This is a genomic window from Pseudoclavibacter sp. AY1F1 (assembly GCF_002931075.1).
Taxonomy (GTDB): Bacteria; Actinomycetota; Actinomycetes; order Actinomycetales; family Microbacteriaceae; genus Pseudoclavibacter.
This window is the reverse complement of sequence record NZ_PSTQ01000003.1, coordinates 124,477-145,178: the sequence shown is the minus strand read 5'-3', so window position 1 is coordinate 145,178 and position 20,702 is coordinate 124,477. Positions and strand designations below refer to the sequence as shown.

20 protein-coding genes are annotated in these 20,702 nt (G+C 69.4%); 8 read left to right on the top strand and 12 right to left on the bottom strand.

Annotated elements, in window-relative coordinates:
* Positions 1-9: 9 nt before the first annotated feature.
* The 3 genes from C5B85_RS06870 to C5B85_RS06860 form a co-directional block, all read right to left on the bottom strand.
* Positions 10-1,449 carry a dihydrolipoamide acetyltransferase family protein gene (locus C5B85_RS06870; RefSeq protein WP_104285281.1) on the bottom strand — a complete coding sequence of 480 codons (1,440 nt, stop codon included), beginning with the start codon at positions 1,447-1,449 and terminating at the stop codon, positions 10-12.
* 32 nt (positions 1,450-1,481) lie between these two features.
* On the bottom strand, positions 1,482-2,447 hold the full coding sequence (locus tag C5B85_RS06865) for an alpha-ketoacid dehydrogenase subunit beta (protein WP_258070665.1): 966 nt from the start codon (positions 2,445-2,447) through the stop codon (positions 1,482-1,484).
* Positions 2,448-2,530: 83 nt separating this feature from the next.
* The gene (locus C5B85_RS06860; RefSeq protein WP_104285279.1) at positions 2,531-3,661 is read right to left on the bottom strand and encodes a thiamine pyrophosphate-dependent dehydrogenase E1 component subunit alpha; all 1,131 of its coding nucleotides are present in this window, start codon (positions 3,659-3,661) and stop codon (positions 2,531-2,533) included.
* Between the two features lie 143 nt (positions 3,662-3,804).
* On the opposite strand from C5B85_RS06860, the gene C5B85_RS06855 reads away from it, so the two are divergent.
* Positions 3,805-4,224, top strand: a complete 420-nt coding sequence (locus tag C5B85_RS06855; RefSeq protein WP_104285278.1) for a phage holin family protein — start codon at positions 3,805-3,807, stop codon at positions 4,222-4,224.
* Here the strand turns inward: C5B85_RS06855 and C5B85_RS06850 are convergent, their stop codons facing one another.
* The 3 genes from C5B85_RS06850 to C5B85_RS06840 form a co-directional block, all read right to left on the bottom strand.
* On the bottom strand, positions 4,225-5,823 hold the full coding sequence (locus tag C5B85_RS06850; protein ID WP_104285277.1) for a DASS family sodium-coupled anion symporter: 1,599 nt from the start codon (positions 5,821-5,823) through the stop codon (positions 4,225-4,227).
* Between the two features lie 108 nt (positions 5,824-5,931).
* Positions 5,932-7,398 carry a hypothetical protein gene (locus C5B85_RS06845; RefSeq protein ID WP_104285276.1) on the bottom strand — a complete coding sequence of 489 codons (1,467 nt, stop codon included), beginning with the start codon at positions 7,396-7,398 and terminating at the stop codon, positions 5,932-5,934.
* Positions 7,395-7,748: a hypothetical protein gene (locus C5B85_RS06840; RefSeq protein ID WP_104285275.1), complete on the bottom strand. Its 354-nt coding sequence runs from the start codon at positions 7,746-7,748 to the stop codon at positions 7,395-7,397. The genes C5B85_RS06845 and C5B85_RS06840 overlap by 4 nt, the downstream gene beginning before the upstream one ends.
* A gap of 198 nt (positions 7,749-7,946) precedes the next feature.
* On the opposite strand from C5B85_RS06840, the gene C5B85_RS06835 reads away from it, so the two are divergent.
* Both C5B85_RS06835 and purB read left to right on the top strand, forming a co-directional pair.
* Positions 7,947-8,501: a low molecular weight protein-tyrosine-phosphatase gene (locus C5B85_RS06835; protein WP_104285540.1), complete on the top strand. Its 555-nt coding sequence runs from the start codon at positions 7,947-7,949 to the stop codon at positions 8,499-8,501.
* Complete coding sequence (gene purB, locus C5B85_RS06830; protein WP_104285274.1) at positions 8,498-9,880, top strand: adenylosuccinate lyase; 1,383 nt, start codon at positions 8,498-8,500, stop codon at positions 9,878-9,880. Before C5B85_RS06835 ends, purB begins: the two co-directional genes overlap by 4 nt.
* A 17-nt stretch (positions 9,881-9,897) precedes the next feature.
* On the opposite strand, the gene C5B85_RS06825 is transcribed toward purB, so the two are convergent.
* The 3 genes from C5B85_RS06825 to C5B85_RS06815 all read right to left on the bottom strand — a co-directional run bounded on the left by C5B85_RS06825 (position 9,898) and on the right by C5B85_RS06815 (position 12,178).
* Positions 9,898-10,407, bottom strand: a complete 510-nt coding sequence (locus C5B85_RS06825; protein ID WP_104285273.1) for a hypothetical protein — start codon at positions 10,405-10,407, stop codon at positions 9,898-9,900.
* A gap of 7 nt (positions 10,408-10,414) precedes the next feature.
* The gene (locus tag C5B85_RS06820) at positions 10,415-11,068 is read right to left on the bottom strand and encodes a hypothetical protein (RefSeq protein WP_146077870.1); all 654 of its coding nucleotides are present in this window, start codon (positions 11,066-11,068) and stop codon (positions 10,415-10,417) included.
* A gap of 246 nt (positions 11,069-11,314) precedes the next feature.
* Entirely contained in the window at positions 11,315-12,178 is an 864-nt protein-coding gene (locus tag C5B85_RS06815; RefSeq protein WP_104285271.1) for an alpha/beta fold hydrolase, read from the bottom strand.
* Positions 12,179-12,251: 73 nt separating this feature from the next.
* On the opposite strand from C5B85_RS06815, the gene C5B85_RS06810 reads away from it, so the two are divergent.
* On the top strand, positions 12,252-13,004 hold the full coding sequence (locus tag C5B85_RS06810) for an SUMF1/EgtB/PvdO family nonheme iron enzyme (RefSeq protein ID WP_104285270.1): 753 nt from the start codon (positions 12,252-12,254) through the stop codon (positions 13,002-13,004).
* A gap of 47 nt (positions 13,005-13,051) precedes the next feature.
* On the opposite strand, the gene C5B85_RS06805 is transcribed toward C5B85_RS06810, so the two are convergent.
* A complete protein-coding gene (locus C5B85_RS06805) occupies positions 13,052-13,546 on the bottom strand; it encodes a small multidrug efflux protein (RefSeq protein WP_104285269.1) in 495 nt (164 codons plus the stop codon).
* A 192-nt stretch (positions 13,547-13,738) separates the two neighbouring features.
* Here C5B85_RS06805 and C5B85_RS06800 point away from each other — a divergent pair, with 192 nt between their 5' ends.
* Both C5B85_RS06800 and C5B85_RS06795 read left to right on the top strand, forming a co-directional pair.
* Positions 13,739-14,977 (top strand): sensor histidine kinase, encoded by a 1,239-nt coding sequence (locus C5B85_RS06800; protein WP_181064317.1) that lies wholly within the window; start codon positions 13,739-13,741, stop codon positions 14,975-14,977.
* Positions 14,974-15,576 (top strand): response regulator transcription factor, encoded by a 603-nt coding sequence (locus C5B85_RS06795; RefSeq protein WP_104285267.1) that lies wholly within the window; start codon positions 14,974-14,976, stop codon positions 15,574-15,576. Before C5B85_RS06800 ends, C5B85_RS06795 begins: the two co-directional genes overlap by 4 nt.
* 178 nt (positions 15,577-15,754) lie before the next feature.
* Here the strand turns inward: C5B85_RS06795 and C5B85_RS06790 are convergent, their stop codons facing one another.
* The gene (locus tag C5B85_RS06790) at positions 15,755-17,878 is read right to left on the bottom strand and encodes an FtsX-like permease family protein (RefSeq protein ID WP_104285266.1); all 2,124 of its coding nucleotides are present in this window, start codon (positions 17,876-17,878) and stop codon (positions 15,755-15,757) included.
* Positions 17,875-18,666: an ABC transporter ATP-binding protein gene (locus C5B85_RS06785; protein WP_104285539.1), complete on the bottom strand. Its 792-nt coding sequence runs from the start codon at positions 18,664-18,666 to the stop codon at positions 17,875-17,877. The genes C5B85_RS06790 and C5B85_RS06785 overlap by 4 nt, the downstream gene beginning before the upstream one ends.
* Positions 18,667-18,799: 133 nt before the next feature.
* Between C5B85_RS06785 and C5B85_RS06780 the strand changes: the two genes are divergently transcribed.
* Both C5B85_RS06780 and C5B85_RS06775 read left to right on the top strand, forming a co-directional pair.
* Positions 18,800-20,002, top strand: coding sequence for a sensor histidine kinase (locus tag C5B85_RS06780; RefSeq protein WP_181064316.1), 1,203 nt, complete (start codon positions 18,800-18,802; stop codon positions 20,000-20,002).
* Positions 19,999-20,643: a response regulator transcription factor gene (locus C5B85_RS06775; RefSeq protein ID WP_104285264.1), complete on the top strand. Its 645-nt coding sequence runs from the start codon at positions 19,999-20,001 to the stop codon at positions 20,641-20,643. Before C5B85_RS06780 ends, C5B85_RS06775 begins: the two co-directional genes overlap by 4 nt.
* Positions 20,644-20,702 lie beyond the last annotated feature (59 nt).

Genomic DNA, 20,702 nt, shown 5'->3' with positions numbered 1-20,702 from the left:
TCTGAGCGCTCAGTCGAGGAGCAGCGCCGGCTCTTCCACGATCGTCGCCACGTCGGCGAGGAAGCGGCTCGCGACGTCACCGTCGACGAGGCGGTGGTCGAACGAGGCGCCAAGCGTCGTCACCATGCGCGGGCGAACCTCGTCTTCGAACACCCACGGCTTCAACTTGATCGTGCCGAGAGCCAGGATTCCTACTTCGCCCGGGTTGATGACGGGGGTGCCCGTGTCCATCCCGAAGACGCCGATGTTGGTGATCGTGAACGTGCCGTCACGCATCTCAGTCGGCGGCGTCTTGCCGTCGCGGGCACGGTACGTGAGCTGCTCGATCGCCTGCGCCAGCTGGTGCAGGGTCATGGCGTGCGCGTCCTTAATGTTCGGCACGATGAGCCCACGCGGGGTCGCCGCGGCGAGGCCGAGGTTCACGTAGTGCTTGACCGTGTACTCCTCGTCGGTCCACGCGGCGTTGACCATCGGGTTGCGACGGATCGCCCACATCACGGCGCGCGCCACGATGAGCAGCGGCGAGACTTTGACGCCCGCGAAGTCTGGCGACGCCTTGAGGCGTTTCACGAACTCCATCGTGCGGGTCGCGTCGACGTCGGTGAAGAGCGTCACGTGCGGGGCCGTGAACATCGACGACACCATGGCGTTGGCCGTCGCCTTGCGCACACCCTTGACGGGGTGCTTCTCCTCGCGCACCTCACCCCAGATGGGAGTCTCGAGGTTCTTGAAGACGCTCGCCTGCTGCGCATGACGGATCACGTCGTCCCGCGTCGTCTCACCAGCGAGACCCGTCGGCTCGACCTGCGAGAGGTCGACTCCGAGGTCTTTCGCCAGCTTGCGGATCGGTGGCTTCGCGATGACCACCGAAGCGGATGCGGCTGGCACCGACCCAGGGCGGGCCTGCGTCTGCGCTCCCCCGGAAACGGCGGCCGGAACCTGCGCGGGTGGACGGTGCGACGGCTGAGCCGGGGCCGGGATCTGCGCGGGACGCGTCCGCTGGGCTGGCGCCGCCGCGGCAGACTTCTTCCGGCGACGCGTTGTTGGCGCATCGCCCAGGCCGTAGCCGACGAGGACCGAGTTGGCTCCGGACTCTGCTCCCTCGGTGGAGACTGTCGAAGCCGCATCCGCCTGCGCCGCGTCGAACTCGAGGTCGGCCGCGGGGGCTTCTGGAGCTGCGGCGGGCACCTCGGCCGCACCGGCGGCCCCCGCCGTCTCGATGGACAGGATGTGCTTGCCGACGTCAACCGTCTGGCCCTCGCTCGCGAAGAGCTCGACGACGCGGCCCTCGAAGGGGCTCGGCAGTTCGACGATCGACTTTGCGGTCTCGATCTCGCACAGCGTCTGGTTCAGCTCGACGGTGTCGCCAGCTTTGACGTGCCAGGAGACGATCTCGGCCTCGGTGAGTCCTTCCCCGACGTCGGGAAGTTCGAAGTTCTCGGTGCTCATTGTGTGCTTGTCTCTATCTGTGCTGGCTTGGTTCAGTACTCGAGTGAGCGGTCGACGGCTTCGAGGATGCGGTCTGCGTCCGGCAGGTAGCTCGCCTCGAGCTTGGCGGGCGGGAAGGGCACGTTGAAGCCCGACACGCGAAGCACCGGAGCCTCGAGCGAGAAGAACACCCGCTCCTGCACGGTCGCCGCGATCTCCGAGCCGATGCTCGAGTTCGACGGCGCCTCCTGCGCCACGACGAGGTGGCCGGTCTTACGGACGGACTCCACGATGGGCGCGTAGTCGATGGGGCTCAGCGAGCGCAGGTCGATGACCTCGATGCTGATGCCCTCCGCCTCGGCGACCGCTGCGGCCTGCAGCGCGACGGCCGTCATGGCGCCGTGCGCGACAACCGTCACGTCTGTGCCGATGCGGGCGACGCGGCTCGCGTGCATCCCGGCGGCGGGCCCGCCGAGGCTGACCTCGCCCTTCTGCCAGTACTTGCTTTTCGGCTCGAAGAACATGACGGGGTCGTTGCTCTTGATCGCCTGTTGAATCATCCAGTAGGCGTCGTTGGGCGTCGACGGGGAGATGAGGCGAAGGCCGGCCGTGTGGGCGAAGTACGCCTCTGGGCTCTCCTGGTGGTGCTCGACGGCGCCGATGTGCCCGCCGTACGGCACGCGGATGACAACCGGCATCTGCAGGCGACCCTCGTTGCGGTTCGTGAGCTTCGCCAACTGGGTGGTGATCTGGTCGAAGCCGGGGAAGATGAAGCCGTCGAACTGGATCTCGCACACGGGCCGGTAGCCGCGCATCGCGAGACCGATGGCGGTGCCGATGATGCCGGACTCCGCGAGGGGGGTGTCGAGCACGCGGTTCGCGCCGAAGTCGCGCTTCAGGTGCTCGGTGACGCGGAAGACGCCGCCGAGCGTGCCGATGTCCTCGCCAAGCTGGATGACCTTGTCGTCGTCCTCCATGGCGCGGCGCAGGCCGGCGTTGATGGCCTTGGCGAGCGGCATCGTGACCGTCTCTGGCGCATCCGCCTCAGGCCCCTGCGCTCCACTGTTCGTGCTTGAGGATGGGGTGCTCGTGGCGAGGTCGGTCATCGGGTTGCCTCCTGGTTCGCTGCATCGTCGAAGGACGCCTCGTATCGGCGCAGCCACTGCTTCTCTTCCTCGAGCTGCGGATGCGCATCGCTGTACACGTTGTCGAACATCGAGTCGTTGTCTGGCTCTTCGATCTCGAACACGCCGCGGCGCACGTCGGCCGCGTAGTCCTTTGCAGCCTCGTCGACCCCGGCAAAGAAGTCCTCGCCGACGCCCTGGCCGCGCAGGTACGCGCCGAGGCGGGCGATGGGGTCGCGGCGGCGCCACGACTCCTCCTCGTCCTTCGTGCGGTACTTCGTGGGGTCATCGGTCGTGGTGTGGGCGCCCATCCGGTACGTCTCTGCCTCGATGAAGCCTGGCCCACCGCCCGCACGCGCCCGTTCGAGGTGCGAGCGAGTCACGGCGAAGCTCGCCATGACGTCGTTGCCGTCGATGTGCGTCGAGGGCATGCCGAAGCCGCCCGCGCGCTTGTAGAGCGGGTTGTTGGCCTGCACGGAGACGGGCACGGAGATCGCCCACTGGTTGTTCTGCAGGAAGAAGACGAGCGGCACCTGGTAGCTCGTCGCGAAGATGTACGCCTCGTTCGTGTCACCCTGGCTCGTCGCGCCGTCGCCGAAGTAGACGACGGTCGCCTCGTCCTTCTCGAGGTCACCCGTGCCGGTGGCCCCGTCGAACTTCTGGCCGAGCGCGTAGCCCGTCGCGTGGAGCGTCTGGGAGCCGATGACCAGCGTGTATGGACGCACGCCGTGGCCTTCCGGTGACCATCCGCTGTGCGTCACGCCGCGCAGCAGGCGCAGCACGTCGACGAGGTCGACGCCACGCACGAAGGCGACTCCGTGCTCGCGGTAGGAGGGGAACACCGCGTCCTGCGGGCGCATGGCGTAGGCGGAGCCGATCTGCGCCGCCTCCTGACCCTCGGCTGGCACGTAGAGCGACAGCTGGCCTTGGCGCTGCAGCATCGTCGACTCGCGGTCGAAGGCTCGCACGTAGCTCATGTCGCGGTACGCGCGCAGGTAGTCCTCCGTCTTGAGCAGCTCAAGCTGCTCGAGGAAGGGTTCGGCGGCCTTCGTCGGCTTCACCTCTCCCTCTGGAGTGAGGATCTGCACGGTCTCGTCGCCTGGAGTCACGTCGTGTGGCGCCTTCCTGCTGTTCCGATCCCGATGCGGTTGCCCGAGATTTCGCCAGTCTAGTTCTCCGCCCCATCGCCATTCAGGAGAAATCCTCCAACACTTCAGGCAGACACTGCACGGGATAGACGAGGATAGGGGCCATGCGAGCCCTCTTGAGCATCATCATCAACGCCGTCGCCCTCTGGGTTGTGACCCTCATCCTGCAGTCACACGTTCAGGTGATTCCGTTCGAGGACTCGACGTGGGGCCTCATCGGAACCCTTGCACTGTTCGGCCTCATCTGGGGTGTCGTGAATGCCGTGGTCGGTGGGTTCGTGCGCGTCGTCGCGTTCCCGCTCTACATCCTCACGCTCGGCCTCATCTCGTTCATCGTGAACGGCTTCCTCTTCTGGCTGGTGGGCGTCATCAGCGATGGCATCGGCTTCGGCATCGAGGTCTCCGGCTTCTGGTGGGCGGTGCTCGCCGCGCTCATCATGTCCGTCATCACCTCGATCCTCGGTGGCTGGGCACGTGGCGCGGACTCGAAGCTCAAGAGCGACCAGCGCCGCCGCGAGGAATAGCTAGTACACAATCGTGAACACCCATACGGCGAGCGTCATGGTGGTGGCGCTGATGAGCACGATGCTGACGAGGTTGAGGCACAATCCCGCCTTGGCCATCTGACCGATCGTGACATAGCCGGTTCCGAAGACCACAGCATTCGGCGGGGTCGCGACGGGCAGCATGAACGCGCACGTTGCCGCGAGCGCCACCGGAATCGTGAGCAGGAGCGGGTCAACGCCGATTCCGCCGGCGATACCGCCGACGAGCGGGAGGAACGTGGCCGCTGTAGCCGTGTTCGAGGTGATCTCCGTGAGGAAGAGAATCGCCGCGGCCAGGATGACGACCATGAGCACGACCGGCAGGCCACCGATGGCCTGGGAAGCGTCACCGATCCACTCGGTGAGGCCCGAAGAGGAGAACTGGGCGGAGAGCGCGAGACCGCCACCGAAGAGAAGCAGGACGCCCCACGGGAGCTTGACCGCTGACTCCCAGTCGAGCAGGCGCACACCTCGCTCGGCACCTGCGGGGATGAGGAACAGGAGGAGACCGGCCGCGAGCGCAATGCCGGCATCGGTGATGGGTGGATCCTCGAACAGCAGAGGAATCGCGATCCAGCTGACCGCTGCCAGGACGAAGATGCCCAGCACGAGCTTCTCCCCCGTCGACACCGGGCCGAGCTTGTCGATCTCATGCCCGATGACCTCGCGGCCGCCCGGGATCCGCTCGACTTCTGGCTTGAAGAGCACCTTGACCAGGAGCCACCAGGCGATCGCCAGCAGCACTATGGAGAGCGGCAGGCCGACTAGCATCCATTCTCCGAAACCGATCTGCACGTCGTGCTCTTGACTCATGTAGGCGACGAGCAACGCGTTCGGTGGAGTACCGATGATGGTGCCGAGCGATCCGATGGAAGCCGAGTAGGCGATGCTCAGCATGAGCCCGACGCCGAACTTTGTCTTGAGTGCGCCCTTCGCGCCTGCGCCCTTCTCGATGACGCCCTTGCGTTCCATGGTGTCGCTCACGAGTTCGAGGACGGAGAGGCCGATGGGCAGCATCATCACGGCTGTGGCCGTGTTGGACACCCACATGGAGAGGAAGCCCGTAGCGATCATGAACCCAGCGATGATCGCGCCGGTGCGCTCACCCATGAGCTTCAGGACCATCAGCGCGATTCGCCGGTGGAGGTTCCAGCGCTGCATGGACAGCGCGATGAGGAACCCGCCCATGAACAAGAAGATGATGTCGTTCCCGTAGCTCGCGCCCACTGAGGAGACGTCGACCGGCGATTCCTCGCTGCCTTCGGCGAGGAGGGGGAAGGCGACAAGCGGAACGAGTGCAGTGGCGGGAATCGGGAGCGCTTCGCTCATCCACCAGACGGCCATGAGCCCGGCGACGGCCGCCGTCAGTCGCGCATCGTGGCTGGCTTCGGCTGGGATGGCCCAGTACAGGAGGCCCGCGAGGGCGATACCGCCGACGAAACCCAGCCAGCGATTGCGTGTCGTCTTGCCAGAAAAGGCTTCGGCTCGTTCGCCCGGGGATCGCATCTGCGTCTCTGTACTGGCGGTGGGCAGGGGCGAGAAGTGCTCGGCGTGCTCGCCGGCTCGGCGTTGTGGCATTGCATACTCCCTTGTATGTGTCAGCGCGCGTGTCGTGTGCTCAACGCTAGGAAACCGTTCTTGGGACGGCCTCAGGAGTCTCGGTGAGGTCACTGGTATCGAGCGGGGTCACGAACGACGGCTCCGCGCGTCGAGTTCGAGCGGCCCGTTCTCAATCTCCTCGGTGACCGCCCCGAACTGCTGTTCGAGGCGTTCGACGAGTTCTTGCGCTCCCTCATCCGCGCCGGGAAGCGGGTCGAGCCGCTCGACCGTGTAGAGGTTCGTCTCGGCAACCTCCAACCCCTCATAGGCGCCAAGGAGGTCGGCCCGGGCCGAGTCGAGCGTGTGGTCGCCGCTCGCATCGGCCAGGCCCGCGGTCTCGAGGTACCTGGCCTGCGAATGCGCGGCGAGCGGGTCGTCGTCGAGCGGGGTCACGGCGTCGGCGTCTGCGAAGACGATCGTTGAGTCCGAGCCGTCGGGCGCGAGACCCTGCAACCCCACGATCGGGTCTTCCCTGTGCTGGATCTCGATGATCGGAGCTTCTCTCCCGCGGCGCCCCTCCTGCTTCTGCAGGTCACCGCGGAGTTTCTCGGCATCGATGGGGCCGCCGATGGAGACGAGGCCTTTCGTGTCGAACTTCCCCGTGCCGGCGATCGCCGCCGCCACGAGCGCCCCCTGCGAGTAGCCAGCGAACACCACCGCATCTCCCGAGTCGATACCGGCCTCCTCCATGGCGGCGAGGACCGCCGAGACTGACTGCGAGTCGATACCGGCGTAGGCAGCGAGGTTGCCGGCCAGGTCGAACGGGTTCTCCGTCGACCCGTACGCCTGGTTCGAGGTTCCCGTGATAGCGACCTCGTAGAGCTCCTCGCCGTGAGCGCCGACGTAGCTCGTGATGCGCAGCTGCGGCCCGCCGTCGACGGAGGGAGGGATCGCGGCGACCAGCTCCCGCAGGCCGGACGGAGGCGCATCCCGGCCAGGAAGCGGAATCGCGGCGGTCGCGACCCGGAACCGATCGCTCGGGATAAGCCCGGCCAGGCCTGCTCCCGCAAGCGCCCAAGAGACTAGGCTGCTGCCATCCGCGCCAGGCACTGGTGGCAGGCCGAGGAGACCCAGCGCGAAGTCGTCGGCGTTCTCGACGGTGACACGGATGAGCTCCTGGATGCGCGGGTCACTCAGCGTGGGCGCGTCACCGGCCAGAGCCACGAGCGCGGCTATCCCCGCGGCCGGACCCAAGAGGGCCACGGTGAGCGGGATCGAGCGGCCGAGCGAGGTGGCGACGCTTGCCCCCGCGGCGTCCACAACGGCCCTCGAAAGCGCCTCGGCCTGTTCGTAGAGCTCGGCGGCAAGCAGGATGCGCTGGCTCAGCGACGAGAGCTGCAGCTCGAGCGGCGCTCCGCCGAAGAACGCGACCTCGGCCTGCGCCGCCGACGCCGCGAACGAGAGCCCGGACGAGCTGAGCCACGCGGAGGCCGGCATCCACTCCTGTGCAGCGAGGATCGAGCGAAGCGCCGTGAAGTCGACCGCGAACAGCCCGGCCCTGGCTGCGATGGCGCGGACGTCGCTCGCGCCGACAACAACGAGCTCGCCGCTCACCGCGCGCCCAGCCCCGCGAGTTCGAGGTCGAGGCTGCCGTGCACGGAGCGGTAGTCCTCCTCGGCTAGGGCAGCGGCGGCGGCCACCAGCGAGATCGCGTCGGCGAGCAGCTCCGCCTCGATCGCGAGGCACCGCTGCGCTGGTGAGCTCCACGCGTCCGAAGTCGCGAGCAAGCGCAGGCCCGTGCAGGTATCGCGGGCACCCGAATCGAACGCCTGCAGGGCACGCGCGTTGTCGAGGGCGATGAGCTGCAGCTCGCGGAGGATCTGCACCCTCGCGGCGTCCACGATCGGCAGCGTCGGGCCGATGACTGGGGCAGCTATGGGAACGGATGGCATGGTCTCTGGCATTCGCTGCCGTCCTCTCGTACGTCGAATGCATCGATCCTCCGGCGCGAAGCGAGGTCGCGACGGATGGGCTCAAGACGCTGTGGACAGGTCGCCGTCCACAGGCGAAACGTCTGCAGAGTGAGTCGTCGTTCAGAAACGCCGGAAAAGAACGAGTGAACCGGCGCACGAACGCGTCCCGAATGCGAGACAATGAGCGTCATGGCGAAAAACAGCAAGGACGCGGTCTTTCGCATCATCTTCGTCTGCACGGGAAACATCTGCCGCTCCCCGATGGCCGAGGTCATCTTCCGCGACATGGTCGAGCAGATCGGCCTCGGCAGCGCCGTGAACATCGCGTCAGCCGGCACCGGCGAGTGGCACGTGGGCGAGAAGGCGGACCCCCGCACGCAGTCGGCGCTCGAGCGGGCAGGTTTCACCGCCGAGAATCATCGCGCGAAGCAGTTCGAGGTCGACTGGTTCGACACGTTCGACCTCATCATCACCTTCGACCGCGGCCAGCGGCGCATCCTCAAGGCCTGGGCGTCCGACGACGAGCAGCGCTCGCTTGTGCAGCCGCTCCTCACCTTCCACCCCGCGCCTCCGGGCGGGATCTCGGAAGTCCCCGACCCGTACTATGGCAACGACCAGCTCTTCGACCACGTGCGCGACATGATCACGAGCGCATGCGAGGAGCTTCTTCGCCAGATCGAGCCCGTCGTCCGGTCGGCCCTCACGGCGCGCGCCGGATCGTCCACATCCCAAGGAGCACAATGAGCCCCCTCCCTCCCCAGATGCTGAGCCCCCTCGACTCGCGCTACCGCAAGAGCGTCGAAGGGCTTGGCGAGCACCTCTCCGAAGCCGCGCTCAACCGGGCCCGCGTGCACGTCGAGGTCGAGTGGCTGCTGTTCCTCACTGACCGCGAGATGTTCGGGTCGCACAAGATCGACGCTGACAAGGCCGCCGCGCTGCGTGCCGTCGTCACCGACTTCGGCCAGAAGGATATCGACGAGCTCGCCGAGGTCGAGGCGCGCACCCGCCACGACGTGAAGGCCGTCGAGTACTACGTGCGGGCCCGCCTCGAGGAGCTTGGCCTCTCCGAGCTCGCCGAGCTCACGCACTTCGCCTGCACCAGCGAGGACATCAACAACCTCTCGTACGCGGTCACGATCCGTGACGCCGTCAACGACGTCTGGCTGCCAGCAGCTTCCGGTCTCGCCGACCGCATCGCCGAGCTCGCGGTCGAGCTCCGGGATGTGCCCCTGCTGTCGCTCACGCACGGCCAGCCCGCGACGCCGACCACGCTGGGCAAGGAGCTCGCCGTGTTCACGCACCGCCTGCGCCGCCAGCTGAAGCGGGTCGAGGCGACCGAGTACCTGGGCAAGTTCGCGGGCGCGACCGGCAACTTCGCGGCGCACCAGGCCGCGAGCGCCACGACGAACTGGGAGCAGCTCGCCGACGAGTTCGTCACGGGCCTCGGGCTGAGCTGGAACCCGCTGACGACGCAGATCGAGTCGCACGACTGGCAGGCGGAACTGTACGCAGACGTGTCGCGGTTCAACCGCATCCTGCACAACTTCTGCACCGATGTGTGGACCTACATCTCGCGTGGAGTCTTCCGTCAGATCCCGCAGGCAGGGTCGACGGGTTCGTCGACGATGCCGCACAAGATCAACCCGATCCGCTTCGAGAACGCGGAGGCGAACCTCGAGATCTCGAGCGCACTCCTCGACTCGCTCGGTTCGACGCTCGTCACCTCGCGCCTGCAGCGCGACCTCACCGACTCGAGCGCGCAGCGCAACATCGGCGTCGCGTTCGGCCACTCGCTGCTCGCGCTCGACAACGTGACGCGTGGCCTGCGCGAGATCGCGGTCGACGAGGCGCTGCTCGCGACCGAGCTCGACGGCAACTGGGAGGTGCTCGGCGAGGCGATCCAGACGGTCATCCGCGCCGAGATCGTCGCGGGTCGTTCATCCATCGCGGATCCGTACGCCGTGCTCAAGGACCTGACGCGCGGCCGCCGCATCGGCAAGGCCGAGCTCGTCGAGTTCGTGACTGGCCTCGATATCGGGCAGGACGCGAAGGACTCGCTCCTCGCACTCACGCCCGGCAGCTACACGGGCGCTTCATCCCGCCTCGTCGACCACCTGAGCTAGTCGCGAAGGGCTAGCGGCTACTTGCTGGTGGGGGCCTCGTCCGACGTCGTTTCGTCGAGCGGGGCCTCTTCTGCGTCTGCGGGCACGGCGGCGGATACAGGTGCGGTCGGGGCGGCGGATGCAGGTACATCGGATGCGTGTGCATCCGGCGCCGGTGCTGGCTTCTGCTCTGCGACGGGCTCGGCAGTTTCAGCGTGCGCGACCACCGGCTCGTTGTTCGCGGCCGACTCGGCGGTTGCCTGGTTCGCCGAGCGGCTCTGCTCCCCTTCGTCGCTGCGCGCGACACCCGTCTCGGCGTTCTCGAAACGGTCGAGGTAGATCTCGGTGTCGGGGTTCGGCGAGTAGGAGAGGACAAGCATCGCGAGCACGAGGATCGCGACGATGAACGCGACGCCGGCGAAGATGAGGCCGAGCACGAAGTCCTGCGTGGTGAGCAGCAGGATGAGGAGCACGAAGCCCGCCATCACGGCGGAGATGCCGAGCAGTTCGAAGGGCTTCAGAACCGCGCGGCGCTTGGGTTGTGTCACTGGGGAATCAGGCTTTCTTGGTGAGTTCTGGCTTGACGGCCGGCGCATCCGCGAGGATGCCGCGAAGGGTGATGCCTTCGATGACCAGCAGCACGCCGAGCACTGCGAGGTAGGCGCCGACGTAGCCGACGGTCTGCACGGATGCGGTGAGGGTGCCCTCGACCTGCTCGAGTCCGCCGTAGTCGACGCGGAGGTCCGGCGGGATGATCGCGACGAGGAGTCCGAGCAGGACCGTGATGGCCCCCGTGATGAGCACCTCGCGCGAGAAGAACTTGGTGGCGCGACCGACGCGGGCGCTGACGAGCTCCAGGGCACCGGTGACCAGCGCCCAGGTCGCGACCGTCGCGATGAACGCGGCTGCCGTCGCGTGCTCGGTCTCGGCGGTGCCCATGAAGAGAGCGAAGCCGCCGGCGAGCGCGGAGACGATTGCGCGCACGAAGGTGAGGGCACGTGCCGGGTGGTCCTTGAAGCCGACGGCCTCGAACCCGATGAGCACACCGGACGCGAGTGCGAACGCCCCGAAGGTCACGAACCCGAACGAGGCCGAGTGGTCCTGCGAGAAGGTGATGACGGCTGCGATGATCAGCGCGGGCACGGCGCGAGCGATCATCGACATCCACAGGCGTTCCGGTACCGCTGTCGGCCCCACTTGCATCGTCATCGTTCGCTCCTCACGATCTGCCGCCAGTCTACCCAGTGGGCAGATGCGGAGTTCCCGGCGGGGAACGACGTCACCGTGTTGCAACGTTGGTCTCGCCCGTGTCGAGCCATGCGGTGTCCACCGTCTTCAGCGACGGAGGCCCGGACCACCGTCGACGTCTTGCCCGAAGAAGTACTTGACGCCGGCCCGCCACGCGATCTCGAGCTGAGGAGCGGCGTGTAGCGCAGGCCCGCACATGCGATCAGGCTACTGGGCGGGTTTTTGAGCGCACACCAGCTCCAACACCTTCCGTGCGACCAGCCCGGGTTCGGAGGCGGTGATGACGTGGCCCGATTGCTCGGCGCGAACGTGCACGGCCCCCGGATGCGCGGCGACAGTCTCGAGGTGCGCCGCGATGAGCGGGCCGCGGGTGCGATCGCTGGGGATCGCCTTCATGCCTGAGATCACCCGCATCGGCAGATCGCCGAGCCTCGGTGGGCGCGACCGCAACCCGGCGAGCTCACTCCCCACGAGGCGCTGCTCGGCGGACGCCGCCCGCGCCGCACCCTGGTTCGTGGATGCATCCAGAGCCTGCGCCGCCGCGACCGGGTCCATCCCCTCGACGAGGCTGCGCAGCTGCACGCGCAGCAGGCCGAGTCGGGCGGACGGTTCCAACACGGCAGCCGAGAACGCGAAGAGGCGCCGAGTCGACGGCCGGAAGTACAGCGACGCGTGCTCGTCGCTCTGGTCGACGAGCACCAGCCCATCAATCGCCTCCCCTGCCGCGAGCCGGCGAGCCGCCAGCCGCCGCACGATGGGCCCGCCCCAGCTGTGGCCGACGAGCACCAGCCGTGACGGCTCCTGCGCGTTCACGACCACGTCGAGGTCGTCGGCCAGGCGCTCCAGCGTGCGAGGCGACGGATCCGGCGTGCTCTCCCCGTAGCCAGCTCGCTCGTAGGCGACGACCCGCACGCGCTCCGCGAGCATCCGGTGCACGAGCCCCCAGTACAGGCCGCTCGCACCCAGGCCCGCCTCAAGCACGACCACGGCACCCGAGTCGCGCGGCCCGCTCGCGAACGTGCGCAGGCGACGACCGTCTGGGGTGGTCACGAAGGCGGCGGAGTCGATCATCCCGGCATGCTCTCACGCCCCGACGACCACCCGCCAGGCGCCGCCGGCAGCCTCCGGTGCGAGGATGGCTCCAATGGATATCGAATTCTCGGCCATCGACGGCGGCACCGTCGAACTGCACGACGCGCGCCGCAAGCTCCGCCGCCGCGTGGAGCTTGAACCGTTCGAGATCGGCGTGTACGCGGTCACCCAGTCGCAGCTCGGCGAACTCCTCGGGGAGGCGACCGACGACGGGACAAGCCACCCCGACCGGCCTGCAACCGATGTCAGCTGGCTCCGAGCCATCCGCTTCTGCAACGCCGCCTCCGAATGGGAGGGCCTCGACCACGCCTACTCGTACGACGGCGAGCAGGTGACGTGGCACGTCGACTCGGATGGCATCCGCCTCCCCACCGAGTCCGAGTGGGAGTTCGCGTGCCGCGCCGGATCGACGGCCGCGCAGTACGGCCCGCTCGCCGACGTCGCCTGGACGAGCCTCGACGGCGTGACCAGCCCGCAACCGGTTGGCGGCAAGCATCCCAACCTCAACGGGCTCTTCGACACCCTCGGCAACACGTGGGAGTGGTGCTGGGACTTACTCGACCCGGCCCGGTACGACGACTACCGCGTGTTCAGGGGCGGCGGCTACGCCGACGACACCTGGTCCGTGCGCGCATCCGTCCGCCGCGGCGGGGCGCCCCGCATGCACCACGAGGACGTCGGCTTTCGCGTCGCTCGCGGCGGCTTCGACGCCGAGGATGCGGCCCAGGGCTGGTCCGCGGCCGCCGACCGCGAGCGCGCGACGATCGAGGGGCCCACCCCGTTCGGGTGGACCCCTCTGCGCTGACGCATCCGCTCACCTGAAGGGCGGCTGGCCGATTTCGAGAGCCCGGATCACACCGCGAACGCGATGACTCCGGTGATGACGAGGGTCAGCAGCGTCGTCCACAGCACGATCGCGACCGCCTGCCAGACGAGCACGCGCCCCTTCGAGATGCCGCTGCCCGCGAGCGCCGCTGCCGTGAAGTGCGTCGGGAGGAGCAGCGGGCCGAGAAGGCTCACGCCGGCGACCCCGTAGCGGTTGAAGGCACGCTGGAACTTCTCGCGGTTCGCGGTCTTGGGCTTGGCATCCGCCGGCGACTTCGCGAAGCGGGCCCGGATGCCCGCGCCGAGGTACACGACAAGCGCCACGGCGACGAAGTTGCCGATCGCGCCGGCAACTGCCGCGATGATCGGGTTGATGCCGCCGATGATGCCGATGGACGCGGCCCCCTCACCCTCGATGAAGGGAACGGCGCCGGCGAGGGCGACGATGAGCGGCTGCAGCCATTCGGGCAGGCCGGCCATGAGGTTCTGGAAGCCGAGGATGAGCTCTGCGATGGGGTTCATGGTGTGCCTTTCGGGGCGGTCAGGTTGGCGAGTCGGACGGCAGCTCGGGGGTGCTGCTGTGATGACTCCATTCCACCCGGGATGCACGCCAGGCGGCAGTGCCGCCGCGTCACCTGTCCTCGTGAGGATGCACGCGCGGGTTCGTGACAAATGTCAGGGGTGCACGGCTGCGCCCTGGCCTACCGTGGAGGGATGAGCACTCCACGCATCGGCGAGATCGCGCTGGCCCGCGGCGTCACAGCCACCTGGTGGTACACGGCGGTCGGCGTGCTCGTCTTCGCCGGCTTCGCGGTCGTGTTCTGGGTGCTCTGGGCGTGGGTGTCACCCGACCTCGAGACCCCCTGGCACCTCCCGCTCACCTCCGCTGGCGGCATCGCGTGGCTCGCGGCGGGCGTCCTGCTGCTCCTCGACTACCGGCCGAGCGTGTATGCGGCCCGCGACGGCGAGGTGCATCGCCCCTCGCGCCTGCATCTCATCGGCCTCGGACTCGCCGCACTCAGCGCGGCTTTGCTGGGCATCGGCACATCATCGTTCCTCGCGGCGGTCGCCGTGGTCGGGTTCGTGCTGGCCGTGCGCCCGTGGACCCCAGGGGTCAGGTGGCGAGTCGTCGTCGGCGCCACGATCGCGATCGGCATCGTGATGTTCCTCGAAGCCCGCAAGTTCGGCGAGCAGGGCATTCCGGTCGATGCCTTCGCAGCCCCCGGCTTCTTCGTGGTGATGACCCCACTCATGACGGCCTTCTCCCTCTGGTGGTGGGAGATCGTGCTCGAGCTCGACCGCGCACGCGCAGCAGAGAGCCAGCTCGCCGCTACCCGCGAGCGTCTGCGCCTCGCGAACGACGTCCACGACCTGCAGGGTCACCACTTGCAGGTCATCGCGCTCCAGCTCGAGCTCGCCGAACGCCTTCTCGCGAGGGACCCAACGGCAGCGGCCGAGCAGATCCGCGCGGCCCAGGGCGCCGTCAACGAGGCTCGCGCCGGCACCCGAGCCCTCGCGACGAGCTTCCGCGGGGTTCCCCTGCCTGACGAGCTCGAGAACGCGGCAGACCTGCTCCGCGCCGCGGGGCACGACGTGCGGATGCACGTGGGAGTCGGCGCTGCATCCGCCCCCGCAGACCTGCTCGGCCCGATCGTGCGCGAAAGCGTCACCAACGTGCTCAAGCACGGCGACGGCGCCCACGCCCGGATCGAACTCGCCAACGACGGTGGAGCGTGGGTGTACCGCATGGTCAACGACGCCGCCAAACACCGAGAGCGAACCGGGACCGAAGCCAATATCGCCTGGGGCAGCGGCCTCACCGGCATGGGTGAGCGCCTCAAAGCGAGCGGCGGCGAAGTTGAGGCGTGGAACGACGGCACCAGCTTCACCGTGCAGGTTCGCCTGCCCATCACGGCAAGCAATGCCGCAGCACCCTTGGGGGAACACGCATGATCCGAGTACTGCTCGCCGACGACGAAGACATGATCCGCACGGCCCTCGCCTCACTGCTGCGGCTCGAGGACGACCTCGAGGTGATCGCCGAATGCAGCAACGGCACCGCCGCGGTCGAAGAGGCACTGCGGCTGAAACCCGACATCTGCCTCCTCGACCTCGAGATGCCGGGCCTCGACGGGGTCGAAGTCGCCGAGCGCCTGCAGAGCCTGCCCGAAGTGCGGTGCATCGTCGTCACCAGGCACGCGAGGCCCGGGGTGCTGCGGCGCGCACTCTCTGCGGGAGTTGAGGGGTTCATCCCCAAATCTCGCCGAGCTGAGGAGGTGGCCGACATCATCCGACGGGTCGCGGCTGGCCGACGCTACGTCGACCCCGAGATCGCAGCAGATGCGCTCGCCGACGAACGCAGCCCCCTCACCGACCGCGAACTCGACGTGCTCCGCGCCGGTCAGCGCGGCGAGACGATCGCGCAGATCGCGCGCACCCTGCACCTCTCCCCCGGTACCGTGCGCAACCACGTGTCCTCAGTGCTTGGCAAGCTCTCCGTCGCGACGAGGCAGCAAGCGACGGTCGTCGCCCGCGAGCGCGGCTGGATCTAGCGCGCCGCCGCATCCGCTCGCGCCGCCCGGCGATGCTGCCGCCGCCGCCCCCGCCGCTTCGTTTCGGGATGGCTTCCTCACTTCGGGATGGCTTGCAACCCATCCCGAAGCGTGGAACCCATCCCGAGACTGGCCGTCAGCGAGCGGTCAGCGCGTCAGTCAGCGGTCAGCGTCAGCGTCAGCGGGCGGCCACGCCGATGGCCGGCTGCACGCGGCTCGCGGCTCGCATGGGGGCGACCGCGGCGAACACCGAGGTGGCGATCACGCCCACCCCGAGCACCGCGAGCGTGCCGAACGGCGGCACACCGCCTGACATACCGAGGACGTGCAGGGCGAGCAGCCCGTATCCGCAGCCCACGGTGACGCCGATCGTCGAGCCGACCATGGCGGCGAGCGCGGCCTCGGCTGCGACGGACCGGCGAGTCCCCGACCGGCTGACGCCCAGGGCCCGCAGCAGCGCGATCTCCTGCCGTCGTTCGGCGACCGAGAGCGCGAGGGTCACGGTCACGCCGATCATCGCGACGAGCAGCGTCACGCCGATCATCGCCGCCCCGATGAGCTGCCCGACGCGGATGGTCTGCTCGATGCCCGCCTGGACATCGGCGGCCCAGTATACGGGGACGCCCGGGCCCAGGCGGTCGAGCACGGCTGAGCGCAGCGCCTCGGGCGCCACCCCGGGCGCCGGGTCGATGAGGATGTCGGCCGCGCTGAGGCGTGCCTCCACGGACGGGTCCGCCGACAGGCGTTCGACGACCGCATCGGGATCGTCGACGAGATCGACGGGGATGATGGCCGCGGTCGGGAAGTTGCGGGCCACGCTCTCCTGGGCGTCGGCGGTCGCACCGGCGACGCCGACGGTGAGCGCCGCCGTGAGGCCGACGCCCAGCGTCAGCACGGTGGTCATGGCGGCGGTGCGACGCGATGCGCGACGCGCGTTGGACATCGTCAGTCGCAGCGCGACCGACCTGGATGCGAGAGGCCGCAGCAGGAGCGCCGACCAGCGGATGAGGAAGGGCCCGACGGCGACGAGCGCCGCGAAGACGAGCGTGCCGCTCAGCGCGGCGAGCGCGAGACCGAGGAACTCGTCGGTCGCCGCGACAGCCACCCCCGCGAACGCGGCGACGGCCGCGACGGCGATCGCTGCGACAGCGAAGAGCAGGCGAGGCGCACCTCGCAGCGGGCGGGCATCCGAGGAGCGAGCCTCGCCGAGCGCGGCGACCGGTGAGGTCCTACCCGCCGCCCGCGCAGCTGGCAGTGCGGCGACGATGGAGCAGCACACGGCGAGGACGAGGCACGCGATGAGTCCCGCCGGCGCGGCGTCGAAGGGCGCATCGAGCAGCCCGGCGCCTCTGGCCGCCGCGACGAGCGCCGCGGCGGCCGCGAGCCCGACCGCGACGCCCGCGGCTCCGCCGACGAGGCCGATGAACGCCGCCTCGACGAGCACCGAGCGGCGCACCTGGGCGCGGGATGCTCCGACGCAGCGCAGCAGCGCGAGCTCGGCGGCCCGGCGGGCGAGCAGGATGCGGAAGGTCGAGCTCACGATCACGACGGCCGACAGCACGGCGAGGCCGACGAAAACGGTGAGGGCACCGAAGACGCCCACGAGCGTGTCGGTCACCGAGCGGGCCTCCTCCGCGCGGCGCTCCTCCCCGCCCACGACGGTGCTCTCCCCCGCGACCGCGTTCAGCACATCGAGGTCGGGGTCACCCGTGATGAAGATCTGAACCGGGGCCATCGACCCGCCGAGCGCCACCGCATCCTTTTCTCGGATGAGGGCGACGTCCTGCCCGAACTCGTGCACCTGGCCGATCCCCGCGACCGTGAGTTCACGACCGCCCGCAACGAAGACGTCACCGACGGTCGCCCCGGAGCGCTCGGCTGTGCTCGTGCCGATGACCACCTCGCCGACTTCCGGCGCGGTGCCGGCGGACAACTCGCCGATGCCGCTCAGGGGGCCGGAGCCGGGGTCGCTCGTCAGCTTCCAGACGGCGGTGGTGCCGCCGAGCTGCACCTCGACGTCGCCGAGGTACTCGACGGCGACCTCATCCACGCCGGCGAGCGTGCGCGCTCGCTCGGCGATCTCCGTGGCCGCCTCCGACGTCAGATCGCTCGGCGGGATGACCACGGCACCCGCCGCAGCGGGCGTGCTCATGCCGAACGCGACGAGCGCGGTCCTCGCGTTGAGGGCGATGAGCAGCGACGCCGCCGCGAAGGCCGTCGCCGCGACGATCGCGATGCCGATGAGCACCCCCTGGCCGGGCCGCCGGAGGACGCTTCTCGCGGCCGCGCGGATGACGATCATGCGGGCACCCCGGCTCCGGCCGCGAGCGCCGCGACGTGCTCGAGCACCCGACCGCGGGTGGGCGAGCTCAGGCTGCCGGCCGCCCTGCCGTCCTTGAGCAGCACAACCTCGTCGGTGACGGCGGCGGCCACCGGGTCGTGGGTGACCATCACCACGGTCTGCCCGTATTCGTCGACGCACGCGCGCAGGAGTGCGAGCAGCGAGCTGCCCGACTCGCTGTCGAGGGCGCCCGTCGGCTCGTCTGCGACGATGAGGTCGGGGCGCCCGAGCAGGGCCCTCGCGACGGCGACCCGCTGGCGCTGGCCGCCGGAGAGTTGCGCCGGCAGGTGCCGGAGCCGGTCGGAGATGCCGAGGCGTTCGACGAGCTCAGCCCGCCAGCCGCGCTCGGGGCGACGCCTCGCGAGCGACGCGCCCAGGTCGATGTTCTCGCCCGCGGTGAGGTGCGGGAGCAGGTTGCCGTCCTGGAACACGAACCCGACCCGGTCGCGCCGCGCAGCCGTCAGGGCCGCGTCGTCGAGCCGCCCGAGATCGGTATCGCCGAGCAGGATGCGGCCGGAGGTCGGCTGGTCGAGCCCCGCGAGGCAGTGCAGCAGGGTCGACTTGCCAGAACCGGATGCGCCCATGATGGCCGTGAACCGCCTCGCGGGCAGGTCGAGGCTCAGCCCGTCGAGGGCGCGGACGCGGTTGCCGGTGTCGCCGTACTCGCGCACGACGTCGATGGCTCGAGCGGCCAACGGAACCGGCGGGGCGGAGGGCGGGGAACGGAAGTCGCCGAGGTCTGAAGTCATGCATCCACCCTCTGAGCTGAGAACGGCTGCCCGCGTCGACCGAGGGGACGGTCATGCCCGCCGCGCTCGTTCCTTCGAACGATTTGCCCGCGAAACGGAGTCCAGCTTGCGGCGAGTCCGCGAAGATGGAGGCGTGACGACAAGCAGCGATGGCGGACGAGGGCGGCTCGGGTCGCTTGCAGCCCGCCTCAAGGCCGCGCCGAAGATCGCCGAGTTCGCGGCGCTCGCGCTGCTGCTCGTGGTGGACTTCGAGCTCGCCGCCCGGCTTGCGGTCGTCCCGGAGACCGGCCCCGCCGACGGTCTCATCGCCGGTGCCCTGGCGACCGCGTTCGTCACCCTCGTCGTGGCTGCACTCGCGCTCGCCCGCGGCCGGCTGCCCGTCGTCGTGACCGTGGCCTCCGCCTTCGCGGTCTCGCTCCTCGGCTCCGGGGTCGCCGCATCCGCCGGCTTCCCCTGGCTCTCGCTGACCGAGTCGGCAGCCCTCGTCGTGCTCACGGTGTTCGGCGTGCGAGCGGCTTCCCTCCGAGGCGCGATCGCCGTCGGCGCCAGCGCACTGGTCGTCGCACTCGCCATCACGCTGCTGCGCATCGGTGTCGACGAGACCGCGATCCTCCTCGCCGTCCTGGTGTGGGGGTGCGCCGTCATCGGCGGCGTCGCCGGCCGGTTCGTGCGCCTGCGCCGCGAATCCGCGCTCGAGGCCGCCCGGCGAGCGGAGCGGCTGGAGCTGGCGCGGGAGCTCCACGACGTGGTCGCGCACCAGGTCACCGGAATCGTCGTGCAGGCGCAGGCGGCGCTCGCGGTCGCCCGCGCCGACCCCGAGCGCACCACCGAGGCCCTGACCGCCATCGAGGCGGCCGGCACCGAGGCGCTCGCCGGCATGCGTCGCATGGTCGGCGCGATCCGCGATGAGCGCACCGATGGGGAGCCCGCTCCCGTGACCGTGCCTTACGGCCTCGTCGACATCCCGACGCTCGTCGACCGGTTCGACCCCGGCCACGAGCGCACGACCCTGCACCTTGAGGATGCGGATGCTCCCCTGCCGCCCGGCGTCGGCGAGTCGGCATACCGCGTGGTCAGGGAGGCGCTCACGAACGCGCGCAAGCACGCGCCCGAGGGGACCACCGCCGTGTCGGTGCGCGTGGTCGACGCCGAGCTGCTGCTCGAGATCGAGAACGACGGGGTGCGCGCGGGCGCCCGCGAGGAGGGCCCGGCCGGGTTCGGGCTCATTGGCCTGTCCGAGCGGGTCACGGCGCTCGGCGGGGCCATGCGCGCGGGCGCCGACACCCCAGACACGTGGACCGTCTCGGCCACCCTGCCCCTGGAGCCGCAGCGATGATCACCGTCGTCCTCGCCGACGACCAGGAGATGGTGCGCGCCGGCTTCCACATGATCCTCGAAGCGGAAAGCGACATCCGCGTGGTCGGTGTCGCCGGTTCGGGTGACGAGGCGGTCGCCGCAGCCACGCGGCTCCTGCCAGACGTTGTGCTCATGGACATCCGCATGCCCGGGATGAACGGGCTCGACGCCACACGGATCATCACCGCCCGGCCGGACGCGCCGCGAGTGGTCATGGTCACGACCTTCGATACCGACGAGTACCTGCGCTCGGCGCTGCAGGCCGGCGCATCCGGGTTCATGCTCAAGGATGCGGGGCCCCGGCTGCTCGTCGAAGCGGTTCGCGCCGCGGCAGACGGGGACGCGCTCGTCTCGCCCTCGATCACGGTGCGGCTGCTCGGCGAGCTCGCCGGGAGCGCGGCCAGGCAGCTTCCATCCGGTGCTGAGCACGAGCTGTCCGACCGCGAGGTAGAAATCGCGACCGCGGTCGCGCGCGGCGGAACCAACGAGGAGATCGCGGCCGACCTCTTCGTCTCCGTCTCGACCGTGAAGACCCACGCGCGCAACATCAGCGTGAAGCTCGGTGCCCGCAACCGCGTCGAGATCGCGGCATGGGCGTGGCGGATGGGCCTCGTCAGGTGACCGAGCGATGAGGGAGGCGGGAGCCGCTGCGCGCGACCCCCGCCTCCGTTGTCAGACCT